The organism is Halopiger thermotolerans (genome assembly GCF_054654555.1).
In genome coordinates, this window is record NZ_BAAIEU010000004.1 from 663,883 (window position 1) to 678,910 (window position 15,028).

Annotated in this window: 18 protein-coding genes; 9 read left to right on the top strand and 9 right to left on the bottom strand. The window is 68.2% G+C overall.

From position 1 onward, the window contains the following. Positions 1 to 113 precede the first annotated feature (113 nt). Together ACYQ26_RS10920 and ACYQ26_RS10925 are read left to right on the top strand one after the other, a co-directional pair. Complete coding sequence (locus ACYQ26_RS10920) at positions 114 to 923, top strand: RIO1 family regulatory kinase/ATPase domain-containing protein (RefSeq protein ID WP_459808919.1); 810 nt, start codon at positions 114 to 116, stop codon at positions 921 to 923. A gap of 107 nt (positions 924 to 1,030) precedes the next feature. Continuing rightward, positions 1,031 to 2,566 (top strand): aldehyde dehydrogenase family protein, encoded by a 1,536-nt coding sequence (locus ACYQ26_RS10925; RefSeq protein WP_459808920.1) that lies wholly within the window; start codon positions 1,031 to 1,033, stop codon positions 2,564 to 2,566. A 361-nt stretch (positions 2,567 to 2,927) separates the two neighbouring features. Here ACYQ26_RS10925 and ACYQ26_RS10930 read toward each other — a convergent pair whose 3' ends face one another. The 6 genes from ACYQ26_RS10930 to ACYQ26_RS10955 form a co-directional block, all read right to left on the bottom strand. Further along, positions 2,928 to 3,785, bottom strand: coding sequence for a carbon-nitrogen family hydrolase (locus ACYQ26_RS10930; protein ID WP_459808921.1), 858 nt, complete (start codon positions 3,783 to 3,785; stop codon positions 2,928 to 2,930). Positions 3,786 to 3,812: 27 nt separating this feature from the next. Continuing rightward, a complete protein-coding gene (locus tag ACYQ26_RS10935) occupies positions 3,813 to 4,241 on the bottom strand; it encodes an SRPBCC family protein (RefSeq protein WP_459808922.1) in 429 nt (142 codons plus the stop codon). Between the two features lie 237 nt (positions 4,242 to 4,478). Continuing rightward, positions 4,479 to 4,703, bottom strand: coding sequence for a DUF7123 family protein (locus tag ACYQ26_RS10940; RefSeq protein ID WP_459808923.1), 225 nt, complete (start codon positions 4,701 to 4,703; stop codon positions 4,479 to 4,481). Between the two features lie 154 nt (positions 4,704 to 4,857). Continuing rightward, a complete protein-coding gene (locus tag ACYQ26_RS10945; RefSeq protein WP_120243230.1) occupies positions 4,858 to 5,040 on the bottom strand; it encodes a DUF7525 family protein in 183 nt (60 codons plus the stop codon). An 88-nt stretch (positions 5,041 to 5,128) separates the two neighbouring features. Continuing rightward, positions 5,129 to 6,160 (bottom strand): PhoU domain-containing protein, encoded by a 1,032-nt coding sequence (locus ACYQ26_RS10950; RefSeq protein ID WP_459808924.1) that lies wholly within the window; start codon positions 6,158 to 6,160, stop codon positions 5,129 to 5,131. A 196-nt stretch (positions 6,161 to 6,356) separates the two neighbouring features. Then, positions 6,357 to 7,496 (bottom strand): ATP-NAD kinase family protein, encoded by a 1,140-nt coding sequence (locus ACYQ26_RS10955; RefSeq protein ID WP_459808925.1) that lies wholly within the window; start codon positions 7,494 to 7,496, stop codon positions 6,357 to 6,359. A gap of 98 nt (positions 7,497 to 7,594) precedes the next feature. On the opposite strand from ACYQ26_RS10955, the gene ACYQ26_RS10960 reads away from it, so the two are divergent. Further along, a complete protein-coding gene (locus ACYQ26_RS10960; protein WP_459808927.1) occupies positions 7,595 to 7,717 on the top strand; it encodes a hypothetical protein in 123 nt (40 codons plus the stop codon). Here the strand turns inward: ACYQ26_RS10960 and ACYQ26_RS10965 are convergent. Beyond that, a complete protein-coding gene (locus ACYQ26_RS10965) occupies positions 7,708 to 8,400 on the bottom strand; it encodes a competence/damage-inducible protein A (protein ID WP_459808929.1) in 693 nt (230 codons plus the stop codon). The genes ACYQ26_RS10960 and ACYQ26_RS10965 overlap by 10 nt on opposite strands. Before the next feature lie 174 nt (positions 8,401 to 8,574). Here ACYQ26_RS10965 and ACYQ26_RS10970 point away from each other — a divergent pair, with 174 nt between their 5' ends. The 5 genes from ACYQ26_RS10970 to ACYQ26_RS10990 all read left to right on the top strand — a co-directional run bounded on the left by ACYQ26_RS10970 (position 8,575) and on the right by ACYQ26_RS10990 (position 11,933). Beyond that, positions 8,575 to 8,928: a winged helix-turn-helix domain-containing protein gene (locus tag ACYQ26_RS10970; RefSeq protein WP_459808930.1), complete on the top strand. Its 354-nt coding sequence runs from the start codon at positions 8,575 to 8,577 to the stop codon at positions 8,926 to 8,928. Positions 8,929 to 9,063: 135 nt separating this feature from the next. Next, the gene (locus tag ACYQ26_RS10975) at positions 9,064 to 9,561 is read left to right on the top strand and encodes a 6-pyruvoyl trahydropterin synthase family protein (RefSeq protein WP_459808931.1); all 498 of its coding nucleotides are present in this window, start codon (positions 9,064 to 9,066) and stop codon (positions 9,559 to 9,561) included. After that, the gene (locus tag ACYQ26_RS10980; RefSeq protein WP_459808932.1) at positions 9,562 to 10,359 is read left to right on the top strand and encodes a 7-carboxy-7-deazaguanine synthase QueE; all 798 of its coding nucleotides are present in this window, start codon (positions 9,562 to 9,564) and stop codon (positions 10,357 to 10,359) included. Between the two features lie 18 nt (positions 10,360 to 10,377). Continuing rightward, on the top strand, positions 10,378 to 11,130 hold the full coding sequence (queC, locus tag ACYQ26_RS10985; RefSeq protein WP_459808933.1) for a 7-cyano-7-deazaguanine synthase QueC: 753 nt from the start codon (positions 10,378 to 10,380) through the stop codon (positions 11,128 to 11,130). Positions 11,131 to 11,279: 149 nt separating this feature from the next. Beyond that, a complete protein-coding gene (locus tag ACYQ26_RS10990) occupies positions 11,280 to 11,933 on the top strand; it encodes a ribonuclease HI family protein (RefSeq protein WP_459808934.1) in 654 nt (217 codons plus the stop codon). Between the two features lie 6 nt (positions 11,934 to 11,939). Here ACYQ26_RS10990 and ACYQ26_RS10995 read toward each other — a convergent pair whose 3' ends face one another. Further along, on the bottom strand, positions 11,940 to 12,944 hold the full coding sequence (locus tag ACYQ26_RS10995) for a zinc-binding dehydrogenase (RefSeq protein ID WP_459808935.1): 1,005 nt from the start codon (positions 12,942 to 12,944) through the stop codon (positions 11,940 to 11,942). Between the two features lie 237 nt (positions 12,945 to 13,181). Between ACYQ26_RS10995 and ACYQ26_RS11000 the strand changes: the two genes are divergently transcribed. Next, positions 13,182 to 13,688 carry a hypothetical protein gene (locus ACYQ26_RS11000; RefSeq protein WP_459808936.1) on the top strand — a complete coding sequence of 169 codons (507 nt, stop codon included), beginning with the start codon at positions 13,182 to 13,184 and terminating at the stop codon, positions 13,686 to 13,688. Between the two features lie 21 nt (positions 13,689 to 13,709). On the opposite strand, the gene ACYQ26_RS11005 is transcribed toward ACYQ26_RS11000, so the two are convergent. Beyond that, positions 13,710 to 14,987, bottom strand: a complete 1,278-nt coding sequence (locus ACYQ26_RS11005; protein ID WP_459808938.1) for an iron-containing alcohol dehydrogenase family protein — start codon at positions 14,985 to 14,987, stop codon at positions 13,710 to 13,712. Positions 14,988 to 15,028: the final 41 nt, after the last annotated feature.

The following is a 15,028-nucleotide window of genomic DNA, read 5'->3' on the forward strand; positions in this document are numbered from 1 at the left end:
TCCGCCTACTCTCGGCGAGTTGAAAATAATACTGCCCGACGACGGCCGGCCGAACACGTCTTCCCGGTTACACTTCGGGATGCATTTAACGCTGAAACGAGTCTATCCGTCGTATGGATCTCCGCCAGCTAGCCCGCGGGACGGTCGAGTGGGACCGCATCGAGCGCGTCGTACGAACGCTGGCGGACCGCTACGACCGCGAGGTCGTCCGCGTCGAGTTCCTCGAGGCCGACAACTGGCTGTCGACCCCCTGCGTCATCGACGACGAGTGGTTCGTCAAGATCGTCTCGCGGCAGAACGCGTTCGTCCACGCCCTCCTGACGACCGGCCGGAACGTCGGCGCGGTCTCGGCCGGTACCGGCGGCTTCTTCGACCGCTTTAGCACGCCCCGCGAGATGGTCGAACACGAGTACGAGGCGACCCAGCGGATGCGCGAGATCGGCGTCAACGCGCCCCAGCCGATCGAGGCCTTCGAGGTCAACGGCCTCGGAGTGCTCGTGCTCGAGTACCTCCCCGAGTTCGAGTCGTTCGGCACGGTGTCCGACGCCGTCGTCGACGAGCGAGCCGAGGAGCTGTTCGACATGCTCGCGACGCTGCACGAGCACGGCCTCGCCCACGGCGACCTGCGCGCGGAGAACATCCTGCTCTGTAACGGCGAGATCTACTTCATCGACGCCACCAGCGTCCACGCGGACCGCGTCGCGGAGACGACGGCCTACGATCTGGCCTGCGCGCTGGCCGTCCTCGAGCCCCGGATCGGCGCCCGGCGGGCCGTGCAGGCGGCGTCGTCGGCCTACGACCCGGAACAACTGCTCTCGGCGCGGCGCTTCCTCGATTTCGTCCGGCTGCGCCCCGACCACGAGTTCGACTCGACGCAACTACGGGGGGAACTCGAGAAGGCGGCGGATCTCGGCGGGCAGTGAGCGGACCGTCGACGAGTCGCCGACGAACCGTCGGCGAACCGGCGCTCCGGCGTCGCCGCATGTGAGTCACCACCAGGGTTTTGGCGGTTCTCGTCGTACGATTTCCCATGAGCCAGCAAGCCTCCGAGCAGGCGTACGGCCACTACATCGGCGGGGAATGGACCGACGGCAGCGGCTCCGACACGTTCGACAGCGAGAACCCTGCGACGGGCGAGACCCTGGCGACGTTCCGCCGCGGCACGGAGGACGACGTCGACGCCGCCCTCGAGGCGGCCGAGGACGCCTTCGAGGAGTGGCGCGAACTGTCCTACATCGACCGGGCGGAGTACCTCTGGGACATCTACCACGAACTGCGGGACCGCCACGAGGAGTTAGGCGAGATCGTCACAAGGGAGTGCGGCAAGGAGATCTCGGAGGGGAAGGCCGACGTCACCGAGGCCTGGCACATGGTCGAGTGGGCGGCGGGCAACGCGCGCCACCCCCACGGCGACGTCGTCCCGAGCGAGGTCGCGGGGAAGGACTCCTACATGCGCCGGAAGCCCCGCGGCGTCGTCGGCTGCATCACGCCGTGGAACTTCCCGGTCGCGATCCCCTTCTGGCACATGGCGATCGCCCTCGTGGAGGGCAACACCGTGGTCTGGAAACCCGCCGAGCAGACCCCCTGGTGCGGCCAGATCATCGCCGAGATGATGGAAGACGCCGGGATTCCCGACGGCGTCTTCAACATGATCCAGGGCTTCGGCGACGCCGGCGCGGCGATCACCGACGACGGCCGCGTCGACACCGTTCTCTTCACGGGCTCGGCCGAAGTGGGCCACGAGATCGCCAGCAAGGTCGGCGGCGAACCCGGCAAGCTCGCGGCCTGCGAGATGGGCGGCAAGAACGGGATCGTCATCACCGAGGAGGCCGACTTGGACATCGCCGTCCACTCCGCCGTGATGTCCAGTTTCAAGACCACCGGCCAGCGCTGCGTCTCGAGCGAGCGCCTGATCGTCCACGAGGACGTCTACGACGAGTTCAAGGAGCGGTTCGTCGACATCGCCGAAGACATCGCGGTCGGCGATCCGCTCGAGGCGGACACGTTCATGGGGCCGGCGATCGAGGCCGACCACGTCGAGAAGATCCGCCGGTACAACGAACTCGCCGTCGAGGAGGGCGGCGAGGTGCTGGTCGACCGGTTCGAACTCGAGGACGACGAGATACCCGAGGGCCACGAGGACGGCCACTGGGTCGGCCCGTTCGTCTACGAGATCGACTACGATCCGGATCTGCGCTGCTTGAAGGAGGAGTGTTTCGGGCCGCACGTCGCCCTCGTCGAGTACTCGGGCGATATCGACCGCGCCATCGAGATCCACAACGACACGCCCTACGGCCTCGCGGGGGCGATCGTCTCGGAGGACTACCGCCAGATCAACCGCTTCCGCGACCGGGCCGATCTGGGACTGGCGTACGCGAACCTGCCCTGCATCGGCGCCGAAGTGCAACTGCCGTTCGGCGGCGTCAAGAAGTCGGGTAACGGCTACCCCAGCGCTCGAGAAGCCATCGAGGCGGTCACCGAGCGCACCGCCTGGACGATGAACAACTCGAAGGAGATCGAGATGGCCCAGGGGCTGTCGGCGGACATCGTGACGCGGGACGACTGAGCGGCCAGCCTCGCTCTCCAGATATTTTCCCGTCTTCGCTTGCGCTCGAGAGAGCGGAGTACCGTCCCGACGGCGACGTAGCGTACGCTCGGCAGTATCGTGCGGGAAGCGAAATGGAAAGGGGTGGACGAGGCCGAGGTGTGGCGACGGATGCGGACGCGGATGCGGGTGCGGACGTAACGCTCGGTCCCGGGCCCGAGCGTGCGACGGGCCGGAGCGACGCGCATGCCGGTTCGACGTGAAAAGCGTCTTCCCGGCACCTATCGATTGGCGCCCCGAGACAAAAAGTCAGCGGTCGGCAGTTGCCACCCGCCGCCCGTCGCGGATCCCTCGGATCGGGCCTTCGTGGCGCTCGTACCGCTCAGAAGCGCCGATCCCGAAGCGCCGGAAACTCCGCGCGGACGTCGGCGACCTCCTCGCGGTCGACGTCGGCCGCGACGAGCGCCGGCCCGTCGCCGCTCGAGGCGACCGGCACGCCCCAGGGGTCGTAGACGGTCGACCGGCCCAGCAGCGTCGTCTCCCCGTCGTCGGTGTCGAACGTACCGGCGCCGTTGATCGTCGCGACGTAACACTGGTTCTCGATGGCCCGCGCCCGCGAGAGGGTCTCCCAGTGCTCGATCCGCGGGTACGGCCACGCGCTCGGGACGAGCACGAGTTCGGCGCCCTCGTCGATCAGCCGGCGGTACAGTTCCGGGAATCGCAGGTCGTAACAGGTCGTCACGCCGACCGTAACGCCCCCGATCGTCGCGGTCTCGAGGCGCTCGCCGGGGACGAGCAGCTCCGACTCGGCCGATTGGTAGCCGAACAGGTGGTGCTTGCGGTAGCGCAGTTGCAGGTCGCCGTCGGCGTCGAACAGCGCAGCGGTGTTGGCCAGCCCCTCGTCGGCGGGGGTCGGGACGGTCTCGGTCGCCGCGAGGTCCTCGACGATACTTCCGGCGAGGACGGCGACGCCGTGCTCGGCCGCGGCGTCCCGCAGCGCCGTGAACGTCTCCCCCTCGAACGGCTCCGACAGTCGCGCGTAGCGGTCGAACGCGAAGTAGCCGACGTTGAACAGCTCCGGGAACGCGACCAGGTCCACGCCCCGCGCGGCGGCGCGCTCGATCGCCGCCAGCGCCCGCTCGACGTTTTCCTCGACGCGGCCTGCCTCGATACGGATCTGGGCGAGGGCGATCGAGAGCGATTCGGCGGCGGTCGCGTCCGCGGTCGATGGGTCGTTCATGTGCATCTCTGTCTCACGGGTACTCGTTTATTCGTCTAGCTCCCGCTCGAGCGCGCGGCGGAGGTTCTGAATCTCGTCGTCCAGATTGCGCTTGAAGAACTTCTCGACGCCCGGGAGTTTGCCGTCGACGACGAAGTGGTTCTCGAGGCGGGTACCCCCGTCGATCTCGACGATCTCGTGTTCACCGGTCACCTCGAGGACCTTCGATTTGCCGACGAACTTGACGTACTCCGGCGGCCTGCGCGTGACGTCCTCGGTCTCGACGGCGACGGTTCGGCGCACGAGCGGGATCGGCAGTTCGACGTGCCAGGTGACTCGCCGCCCCTCCGGGTCGTCGGCGGAGTAGCGCTGGACCACGCTGATCGCTCGAGCGCGATTCTCGGGGTCGGCGATGAACTCCCAGACGCGCTCGGGCGGTGCCGACACCTCGAACGACCGGTCGACCCGTACAGTCATGCGGCTAACTGAGTCGTTGTGGGGTAAAAAGACCGTGGACCGCGGCGAGACGACGGTCGCGGCGAGCGGGAACGGAAATCGGGAAGCAGGGAGAGGGAGCGGTCGGGTGAACGTTCGAGACGGCAGGAGACGATCGGCAAACCGCTTCGAACCCCGACGCGGCGATCGCCGGTTCGCCGTCCGGAGCGACGTGCGGTGCGCGACGACGTGCGACGCGCGACGGAGCGACCGTCGGCGTCAGCTCAGAGTGACTTTCCACGTCGTCGACCGGGCGCGGCCCCACTTTTCGATGTCGACCTCGTCGGATTTCTCGGCGAGGTGGGGGAGTCGCACGCCGACCTGCTTCGACGAAAGTCCGATCGCATCCGCGATGTTCTTCGCCCGGAAGTACCGTTCGCCGCGGGCGGCGCTCTCGCGGAGATACGAGAGGATTCGCTGCTCTTCGTCGGAATAGTCGGTCATCGTCCGTACGTGGTCTAGGGGGTCACCGGCCTTAACTCTTAACGGCCGCCCCCTCGTCCGTACCGGGTTTCCGACCGCAGAGAACGGTTCGTCGGCGGTTCGGTTCGGCAGTTCCGCCGCCGTCGCGAGCGGCCGCCCGGGAGGCCGTCAGTCGTCAGTCCCAGAGATGCAGTCCGACGACCGCGATCGAACTGAAAAGGACCGCGGCGCCGAAGCCCCAGGCCGCTTCCAGTTCCGGTGCGCCGATCAGCATCAGGAGCGCGCCGAGCACCGCGATTGCGCCGGCGCCGAGCGCCAGTCCGACGCCCTTGTCCGTCGAGTTCGTTTCAGTAGCCATGCTCGTGGGTTGTTAGCGGGGTCTCTTAATAGCACTTGTTCGCGGCCGTATTTGGACCCCGTCCCGAACCGCGGCCTGAGCAGAGCGCTCAGTTGATCGTCGTGTGCTCGGACTCCTCGTTCAGCGCGAGGTTGGCCGCGATCTCGGCGTTTCGCATCGCGTACTGTGCAGTCTGCTCGAGGCTGACCAGCACCTCCCGAACTCGCAGCAGGTCCTCGTTGGCCATCTCCGGCAGGTTCTCGAGGATCTCGTCCTCGAGGGTGGTGATCTCGTGGAAGAGGACGCGAACCTGATTGGACTTGTCGTAGTCGCGTTCGACGGCCGCTTCGACCGCCAGCGAGGTAATCTCGTCGACGAGATCGTTCAGTTCGCGGATGTCCCGCATCACGGAGCTGTCGACGTCTAACGTGTGGTTCTCGGTCTCGATGACGATCTCGGCGATGTCCTCCCCGTTGTCGGCGGTCAGCTCGAGGTTCTTCGCGATCGAGCGGTAGCCGATCAGCGGGAAGCCGCTGGAGAGCCCGACCGCGCGGGCGAGGTTGGGGTTCTGGTAGGCCGTGAAGATCAGGCGAAGCAGGAGCACGAAGATCTTGTTGGCCTGTCGCTCCCGGTTCAGCGCCCGTTGGGCGAGGTCGGGGTTGCCGTGCGCGAGGGCCTTGATCCCCTCGCCGCGCATCGTCTGGCCGGTCCGCTCGAGTCGTTCTAAGAGGTTGTCGAGGGTGAAGTCCTCGGGGTCGACCGAACAGCGGATTGCAATGCTTTCGGGGGTTTCCTCGATGACGCCCAGCCCCATCAGCTGGGTTTCGGCCTGGTAGACGGCGTTGATGTGGTCGGAGTCGAGCGCGCCGTCCTCGCGCTCGATGCGGATGACGCGCCGGCCCAGCACGTACTGGGCGACGATCGCACGCTCGACGGCGTCGGCGTCGAGATCGTCGGCGTGGATGACCGCCTCCGTCTCCTCGGAGCTGGCCGATTCGGGCATCACGGTCAGGGTGCCCTTGCCGCTGGTTCGCAGGGAGACCTCGTCGCCCTTCTCGACGGCGTGCTCGGACGCCCACTCCGCGGGCAACGTCATCGCGAGGGTCGACGGGCCGAGTCGCTGCACTTTCCGGGTTTCCATGCGACGGGCTACGCGGGACTCGACCTTAATCTTGACTATATGGTCATTATATCGAGTCCAATAGTTATATGGTTAGTTCCCTCGGTAGAACCGATCCGATCCTTAAACTAGATTCAGGCAGTTGCGGTAGCGATACGCAGACCGAATACGGTGCGAGAACGCGCGGTGAGCGGCGGACCGGCGGGGCTACGCCGCGTCAGACGACCTTCACGAGCCGCGTCGTGAACCGGCCGGTCCGAACGCGGAGCCACCCCCGCAGCTCCTCGTCGATCGCTTCGTCGTCCGTATCGACGTGGAGCGCGTCGATCCCGTCGAGTTTCGCCTCCGAGGCGACGACCTCGATCTCGTCGGCGCGCTCGATGACCGCTGGCGAGATCTGGTGGTTGCCCCGCCCGAAGATAAAGCCCTGACCGCCGATCGGCGAGACGACGATCGTGACGGGGTCCTCGAGAACTGCGAGGATGTCCGATTCGGCGGCGTCGCGGGCGAGCACCTCGCCGTCGCGCCAGACGTCGACGCCGAGCGGCGACGGGTCGATCCCCAGTTCCTCCTCGATCGCGCCGACGGTGCCGCCCGGGCCGAAGACGTAAGTTCGATCGTCGTCGACCTCGCGGGCGAAGCCTGCCGCCAGCGAGTCGACGCTGCCGCTCGAGAGCTGCTTGCTCGACTGGACGTCCGGCGCGACGGGGACCGGGACGACGGCCTTCAGTTCGGTTCGGACCTCGCCCTCGCGGTAGGCGTCCTCGTCGATGTCGTTCACTTCGCGGGCCTCGACGCGGTCGAACTCCGCGGCGATCCGGCCCGCGTCGGCCGGCGTGACGGCGAACGCCGACGAGTAGATCTTGACGCCCGCGGGGACGCCGAGCATCGGCGTGCGGTCGTCGGTTCCGATCTCGGCGTCTCCCTCGACCGCCTCGAGAACCTCCGCGACGTCGACGGCCGTCCCGTCCCCGCCGACGAACAGCACGAGGTCGACCCCGCGCTCGAGGAAGGCCCGGACGGCGGCCCGCGTGTCCGCCGCGGTCGTCTCCGCGTCGGCCGGGTCGACGCCCGTCGCCCGGCAGTCGGCATCGGCGTCGCTGGCCGGCTCGTAGACGACCTCGGGGTCGAACCCCGCGTCTCGAGCCGCGCGCTCGCCCAGCACGCCCGCCCCGGTGTAGACCGTCGCATCGGGGTCGCGGCGGTGCAGCGAGCGCAGCGCCTCCCGCGCCCGGTCGGGTGCGCGCGGCTCGGCGCCCAGGCGGCGCGCTTCCGCGACTTTGCCGTCCGTTCCCTTCAGGCCGACCCGACCGCCCATTCCTGCGATCGGATTGACGACGACGCCAAGCGCGTCCATGGCGGCTCTAGGGCGATTTCGGACAAAAGGCGTCCGGTGTTCCGGGCGATCACCCCGTTTTCTGAAATATTAAGAGGGGCGGGGACCGATGGCCGACCATGAACGAACTGACCTACGTGCTCGCCGCGGAGACCAAACTGCCGATCGAACTCGTCGGCTGGGGCGTCCTGATCGTCAGCCTGCTCGTCACGATCGTCTGGCTCGCCTACGTCTACCGCTGACCGCCGGTATCGACCCGTTCTCGAAGCCACGCCGCCGCCTCGGCGACGGTCGCTTCGTCCGTGCTCTCGATCGCGATCCGGACCGACTCGCCGGGGTAGCTGCCGACCGACACGTCGAACCGCTCGCGAACCCCCTCGAGGCGATCTAGCAGCGCGCTTTCGGGCTCGTCCGCGACGACCTCCTCCCGATAGGTCGGCGTCCCGGAGAACTCCGGGGCGATCGTCTCGAACATCGCCTGCATCTCGTCGGGAACGCCCGGCAACACGTAGACGTCCTCGAGCGCCGCGCCCGGGGCGACGCCGGCCTCGTTGTGCAGCGCCCGCGCACCCGCTGGGAGATCGGCCGTCCCCTCCGTCAGTTCGGAGCGCGAGTAGCCGTCCTCCTCGAGCCAGGTCAGCGCCTCCTCGTGGGTCTCGAGCGGGCGTCCGAGCGCGGCGGCGATTCCCTCCATCGTGACGTCGTCGTGGGTTGGGCCGAGGCCGCCGGTGACGACGACGGCGTCGTACTCGGCCCGGTACTCGTTGACGACGCGGGCGATGTCGGCGACGCGATCAGGGACCGTCGTGACGCGCTCGACGGCGACGCCGCGCTCGTTCAGGCGTTCGCAGAGCCAGGTGGCGTTCGTGTTCGTCGTCTGCCCGGCGAGCAGTTCGTCCCCGACCGTAACGACCGCGACGTTCATACGAGCGTGTTAGGGACCGGTCCTCAAAACGGTATTCCAGCGGCCGTCGCCGCTTCGTCCCCGGACCAGTCGCCGTTCAGTCCGTACGCACGCCATTTTCGGATCGGATCGTTCATATAAATAAACAGTTCACCAGCCACAAGATTCAATTAGAGGAGTTAGAATAGTCCACCAATGTCTTCGGGTCGGACACAGTACGAATCGGATTCGGATGCGGTTCTCTCAGCGCTCGGCAACAAGTACAGCGCCGAAATCCTCTGCGCTGCGGGCACGCCGAAATCGGCGCAGGCGCTGAGCGAGGACATCGAGATTCCGATCGCGACCTGCTACCGTCGTATCGAGGAACTCGTCGACGCCGGGCTCCTGACCTGCGAGGGGCGGGAACTCTCCGAGAAGGGGCGGCGCACGAACATCTACCGCCGCACGGTCGACGAACTCGAGGTCGATTTCTCCGAGGCCGAGCCGGAGTTCTCCCGCAAACGCCGGACCGAGGCGAAAAACCAGCTGCAGGACCAACTCGAGGACTGACGGGACGGCGCCCCGACGGTCGGTCTCCCGAATCGCGCGGGTAGCGTCGGCACCGCGCCGGTGCGGCCGGTTCGTGGACGCACCGGCCGCGCCCGCAGTGACCATTCTTAAGTAATATCAGGGGAATACTGCGGTGTGACTGAACGAACCGCCAGCCGCGAGCGCGCGGAGCGAGCCGACGCGGGGCTCGAGTCCGGGGCGCCCGCGGCGCAGGTCTCCGGCACCGAACGCGTCCTCCACGTCGGTCGCGACCGGCCGATCCGCATCAGCGCGGGCCACCGGCTGCAACACCACGACGGGAAGTGCGCGCGCCCGCACGGCCACAACTACGAAATCGCTGTCACCGTCACCGGCGAACTGACGGATGAAGGGTGGGTCGCGGACAAGGGCGATATTACCCAGGTAATAGACGAGTGGGATCACCGGTTCCTGCTCGAGCGCGGCGACCCCCTGATCGAGGCCTTCGAGGCGGCCGGCGACGCCGACGGGATTGTGGTCCTCGAGCACCCGCCGACGGCCGAGGTGATGAGCGTCGTCCTCGAGCGGAAACTCGAGGCCGCGCTGCCCGACACCGTCTCGGAGGTCGCGGTGCAGGTCAACGAGACGAGCGAGCTCTGCGGCGGTGGGTTCTGAATGCCGGTTTCCGATTCGGTCTCGGCCGACGACCGGGAGGCCGCCGGCGACGAGGAGACCGGCAGTGCGGGCGACGGCCCCGGCCTCCCGATCAACGAACTGTTCGAGTCCCTGCAGGGGGAGGGCACGCTCGCCGGCGTCCCCTCCGTCTTCGTCCGAACCAGCGGCTGCAACCTCCGCTGCTGGTTCTGCGACTCCTACCACACGTCGTGGGAGCCGACCCACGCCACCATGTCGCTGGCGGAAATCGTCGCCGAGGTCGAGCGCTACGACGCCGACCACGTCGTGCTCACCGGCGGCGAACCGCTGCTCCACGAGGCGAGCGTCGACCTGCTCGAGCGCCTCGACGATCGGGGCTACCACACCACCGTCGAGACCAACGGCACGATCCACCGCGACGCGCCGATCGACCTCGCCTCGATCAGTCCGAAACTCGAGAGCAGCACGCCGACGCCGGAGCGGGATCCGAAAGGCGAGGGCGAGTGGGAGAAGCGCCACGAAGACGCCCGCATCGATCTCGAAGCGCTGGCCGCGCTCGTCGAGGACTACGACTACCAGCTGAAGTTCGTCGTCACCGACGACGCGGACATGCCCGAGATCCTCGACCTCCTCGAGGAGCTTCGGGGCGTCGCGGACGTCCCCGTTCGCGACGGAAACGTCCTGTTGATGCCCGAGGGAGCCACTCGAGAGCGCCTCGCGGAGACCCGGACCCGCGTCGCGGATCTCGCGATGGAGTACGGCTTCCGCTACACGCCGCGGCTGCACGTGGATCTGTGGAACGACGCACCGGAGACGTAACTCGACGAGTACGATACCATGACTGCAGACACTGACACGACCGACGAAGCCGAACCGTCCGCCGACCGCAGCAAGCGCGCCGTCGTCCTCCTCTCGGGCGGCATGGACAGCGCCACGGCCGCCTACGAGGCCCGCGAACGGGGCTACGAGATCTACGCCCTGCACACCTCCTACGGCCAGCGCACCGAGAGCCGCGAACTCGAGTGCGCCCGCCGGTTGGCCGACGAGATCGGCGCCGCGGACTTTCTGCAGATCGAAACGGGCCACCTCTCGGCGATCGGCGCCTCGAGCCTGACCGACGACGAGATGGCGGTCGCGGACGCGGACATGGACAGCGACGAGATTCCGACGTCGTACGTCCCCTTCCGCAACGCGAACCTGCTCGCGATGGCGGTCTCCTACGCGGAGGCCAACGACTGCGACGCGGTCTTTATCGGCGCCCACAGCGAGGACTTCTCGGGGTATCCTGACTGCCGCCCTGAATTCTTCGAGGCCTTCGAGAACGTGGTGGACGTCGGAACGAAACCCGAGACCGACATCGCGATCGAGGCGCCGTTCGTCGAGTGGTCGAAGACCGACATCGCCGAGCGCGGGGTCGAACTCGAGGTCCCCTACGAGCACACCTGGAGTTGCTACCGCGAGAACGAGCCGGCCTGTGGCACCTGCGACGCCTGCGCGTTCCGCCTGCAGGCGTTTCAGAATATCGGCGTGCGCGATCCGATCGAGTACGCCGAGCGACCGTCGTACGTCGAGCGCGACGGCGGCCGGTAAGCCGTTTTGAACCGAGCGCAACCCTGCCACCTGAAGGGATTATCCCGCTCGAGCACCGAGGACAGATATGCAGCGGTGCGACCAGCTACCGAGACTGACCGGGAGCGAGGGTGGAAGCGCCCGGGTCAGACGCTCGAGGGGGGAGTGACGTGACTGACGATCCGCTCCCGGCCGAACACCTCTCGCCGCTCGCCGCGCTCGTCGACGAGGTACTCGCGGGGGTCGGCTACGAGATGGCGGCCGCCACCGACGCCATCGACGATGCCGTCCCCGGCTACGGCGGTCTCTTTGATCCTGCGACTTCTCGAGACGAGTTACGCCGCGCGCTCGAGAGTCTGCTCGCGTCGGATCTCTCTCGGCCGCCCGTTCCCGAGCCGGCGAGCGACGCCTTCGTCCTCTACGTCGACGGCAGTTCGCGCGGCAACCCCGGCCCCGCAGGTGCGGGCGCCGTCATCATGGACGCTTCGGAGGACCAACTCGCTCGTCTCGGTCGGCCCGTCGGCTCCCGGACCGGGAACAACACCGCCGAGTACGTCGCCCTCCAGCTCGGACTCGCCGAACTGTTGGCCCGCTACGAGCCGCGTAGACTGGAGGTGCGCATCGATTCGATGACGGTCATCCGGGACGTCTGGGGCGGCGACGACCCGACGGAGCCGGGCGTCGAGACGTACAGCGAGGCCATCGGGGCGGCGCTGTCGAACGTCCCGGACCACCGGTACACGCATCTGGCCGACAGCGATCCGAACCCCGCCGACGCGCTGGCGACGGTCGGTGCCGATATCGCGGCCATCGGTCCCGGATAGCAACCGTTACTCGTTGACCAGCAGCAGCTTCCCGCGGAAGTCGCCCGCCTCGCCGCGACGGTGGGCCTCCGCGACCTCGTCGAAGGCGTAGCGGTCGTCGATGTGCGGCTCGAGGGCGCCCTTATCGACCAGCGTCGCGATCGTGTCCAGTTCCTCGCCGATGCGCTCCTGGCGGTCGCCCAGCAGCACCGGCAGAATGACCAGCACGACGCCCAACTCGAGCGAGTTGGCGTGCATCGGTGCGAGGTCGAGGTCCTGCGCGGCGCTGGATTCGGTCGTCACGACGCTGCCGAACGGCCGGACCGCCTCGAAGGCCGTCTCGAGGTGCTCGTCGCCGACCGGGTCGAAGACGACGTCGAAGCCGTCGCCGCCGGCGTGCTCGTCGACGTAGGTCTCGACGTCCGTTTCGGTGTAGTCGACGGTCGCGTCGGCGCCCAGTTCTTCCGCGAGCTCGCGCTTTTCCTCGCTCGAGGCCGTCGCGGTCACGTCCGCGCCGAACCAGTCGGCCAGTTGGACGCCGACGTGGCCGACGCCGCCGGCGCCGCCGTAGACGAGCACGTCGTCGCCGATATCGACGGTCGCCTTGTCCGCGAGCATCTCCCAGGCCGTCAGCGCGACGACCGGGAGCGCGGCGGCCTCCTCGAGCGGAATCTCGTCGGGTGCGTGGGCGAACGTGCCGGCGTGGCCGACGACGTAGTCGGCGAGCGAGCCCTGCCGGCCCGCGCCGCCGGGCATGCCGTAGACTTCGTCACCCTCCTCGAACTGTTCGACGCCGTCGCCGACCGCGTCGACGACGCCGGCGACGTCGCAGTGGAGGATCGCCGGGAACTCGGGCGCGAAGTCCGGGATCGCGCCCTGGCGGATCTTGTAGTCGACGGGGTTGAGGCTCGAGGCGACGACCTCGACGCGGATCTCGTTCGGCCCCGGTTCGGGGACCTCGCGGGTCGTCTCCTCGAAGACGTCGGGGTCGCCGTACTCCTCGATCGCGTAGGCGGTCATTTCAGAAGGCATCTCGTCTCGACGTTCGGCACCGATTCGGGAATACCCGGCGCTTCCGGTCACGCGTGCTGAGAGTCATGGATAGCGGACCGTCCTGCTGGTTTCGGTTCGGTCCCGATTGGCACGCCGTGCGGTCCGGCGGGGAACTCGAGTTCCGTCCGGGTCGCTCGTCTCGAGGCGCTCGAGCACAGCTAGCGATTCTTACCAAATGTTCAACACGATTGCCGTCGAACGCCGTACCGAGCACCGATGGTCGATCCCCTGGCGTGGTTCCGCGACGACGAGGGCGACTGGACGGTCCCCGAGGGCCGCTGCGGGGAGTTGCTCGTGCTGGTCGTCGGGCTCCCGCTGTTCGCCTGGCTTGTCCCTGCACAGGCCGACCTCTCCCTGCCCGCGCGCTGGACCGACGCGTGGTGGACCGCCGTCTCCGTCGGCGTCTGCTGTGGCTTCTGTTACGCCGTCATCACGAGGGAGTACCTCGTTGCGGCGGTCCCGGACACGAACGCCTGGACGATCGTCTCGTTTCTCTGCAGTAGCGTCGGGTTCTCCGTCTTCAGGCACGTGCCGGCAGCCGGCGCCGTCGCAGTGGGTCTCGTCGCCGCCGGTGCGACGATCGTCGGAATCTACGCGCTCTGGCTGCTGTCGCCGCTCCACGAGGGGATCGGGCCGGCCAGACGCGGCGTCGAGCCCCCGTCCGCTCTCGAGTCACGGTCGTCGGAGCGGTACTCGTCCGATTGGTACTCATCGGATTCGTAATCGACTCGCACTACCGGCGTCTCACCACGCCGACTCGAGAATCCCTTCGATCTCCTCGGCGGTCGGCTCCAGCCCCGGCGGTGCGTTTTCCATAAACCGGTCCGCCAGTACGTCCCCGGCGACCCCCTCGAATTCCTCGGGCTGGGGCCCGTCGACGTTGCGCAGCTTCGCCGGAAGCTCGAGGGCGTCCCGAATCTCCGCTACCGCCTCGACGACCGCGGCGCCGTGATCCGCGGCCTCGTCCACCCCGAGCGCGTTCGCGAGCAGCCCCGAGCGCGCGTCGATGGCCCCGGCGTCTTCGCGCTCGAACAGGTACTCGAGGACGTGCGGCGCGACGACCGCGTGGGCGGCCCCCTGCTGGACCTCGTACGTCCGGCTGAGCGCGTGGCCGAAGGCGTGGATTATCGAGAGCGTCGTCCCCTCCGGGCGGGAGACGCCGTACTGGACGAGGACGATCCCCTCGAGGATCGTCTCGTACGTCCCGGTGTCGCGACCGTCCGGATCGCCCGCGCCGAACGCGCGCAGGCCGTCCTCGAGCTTCTCGAGGCCGTGCCTAGCCGTCGCGTCGGTGACCGTCGTCGCGTTCGCGGCGTAGAGCGTTTCGACGCCCTTGTCGAAGCCGTTCATCGCGGAGCCGGCCAGCACCGAGTCGGGCGTCGTCGCCACGAGTTCGGGGTCGTAGAACGCCGCCTCAGGCATCAGCCGCGGGTCCGAGATGCCGCCGCCGATCGCCGCCCCGACCGGGCTCGAGTCGGGGGCGGCGGTGACGCCGGCGACCTGTGAGAGGTCGGCGCCGGCCAGCGTCGTCGGGACCGTGAGGATCGGGAGCAGCGCCGCGTCGTCCGGCACGGCGATCGTCCCCGTCTCCTCGAGTTCCTCGGCCAGCGCGGCGGCCGAGCGGTCCCGCGCGGCGAGGACGCTCATCACCGTTGCGACGTCGAGACTGCTACCGCCACCGACGGCGACGAGCGCGTCCGCGTCCTCGGCGTCCGCCCGCGCGACGCCGTCCAGCGCCGTCGACAGGCGTTTCTTCGGCGTCGTTTCGTCGAAGACGCCGGCGAGCCGATCGCCGAGCCCGGATTTCACCGGCTCGATCACTACCGGGGTATCGCCGACCGTCGACCCGCAGACGACCAGCGCGCGCTCGAGGCCAAGTCGCTCGAGTTCGTCCTCGAGGGCGGCGACGCAGCCGGCGCCGAACCGGATCGTCGCCGGGTGGTACTCGAATCGGAACGCGGTCTCGCGGTCGTAGCCGTCGTCGCTTGGGCCGCTCGGATCGCTCGAGACGGGTGGGTTCATGGACCGCAGTACGTCGCCGCGAGTGTTAAAAGCGCGAACAG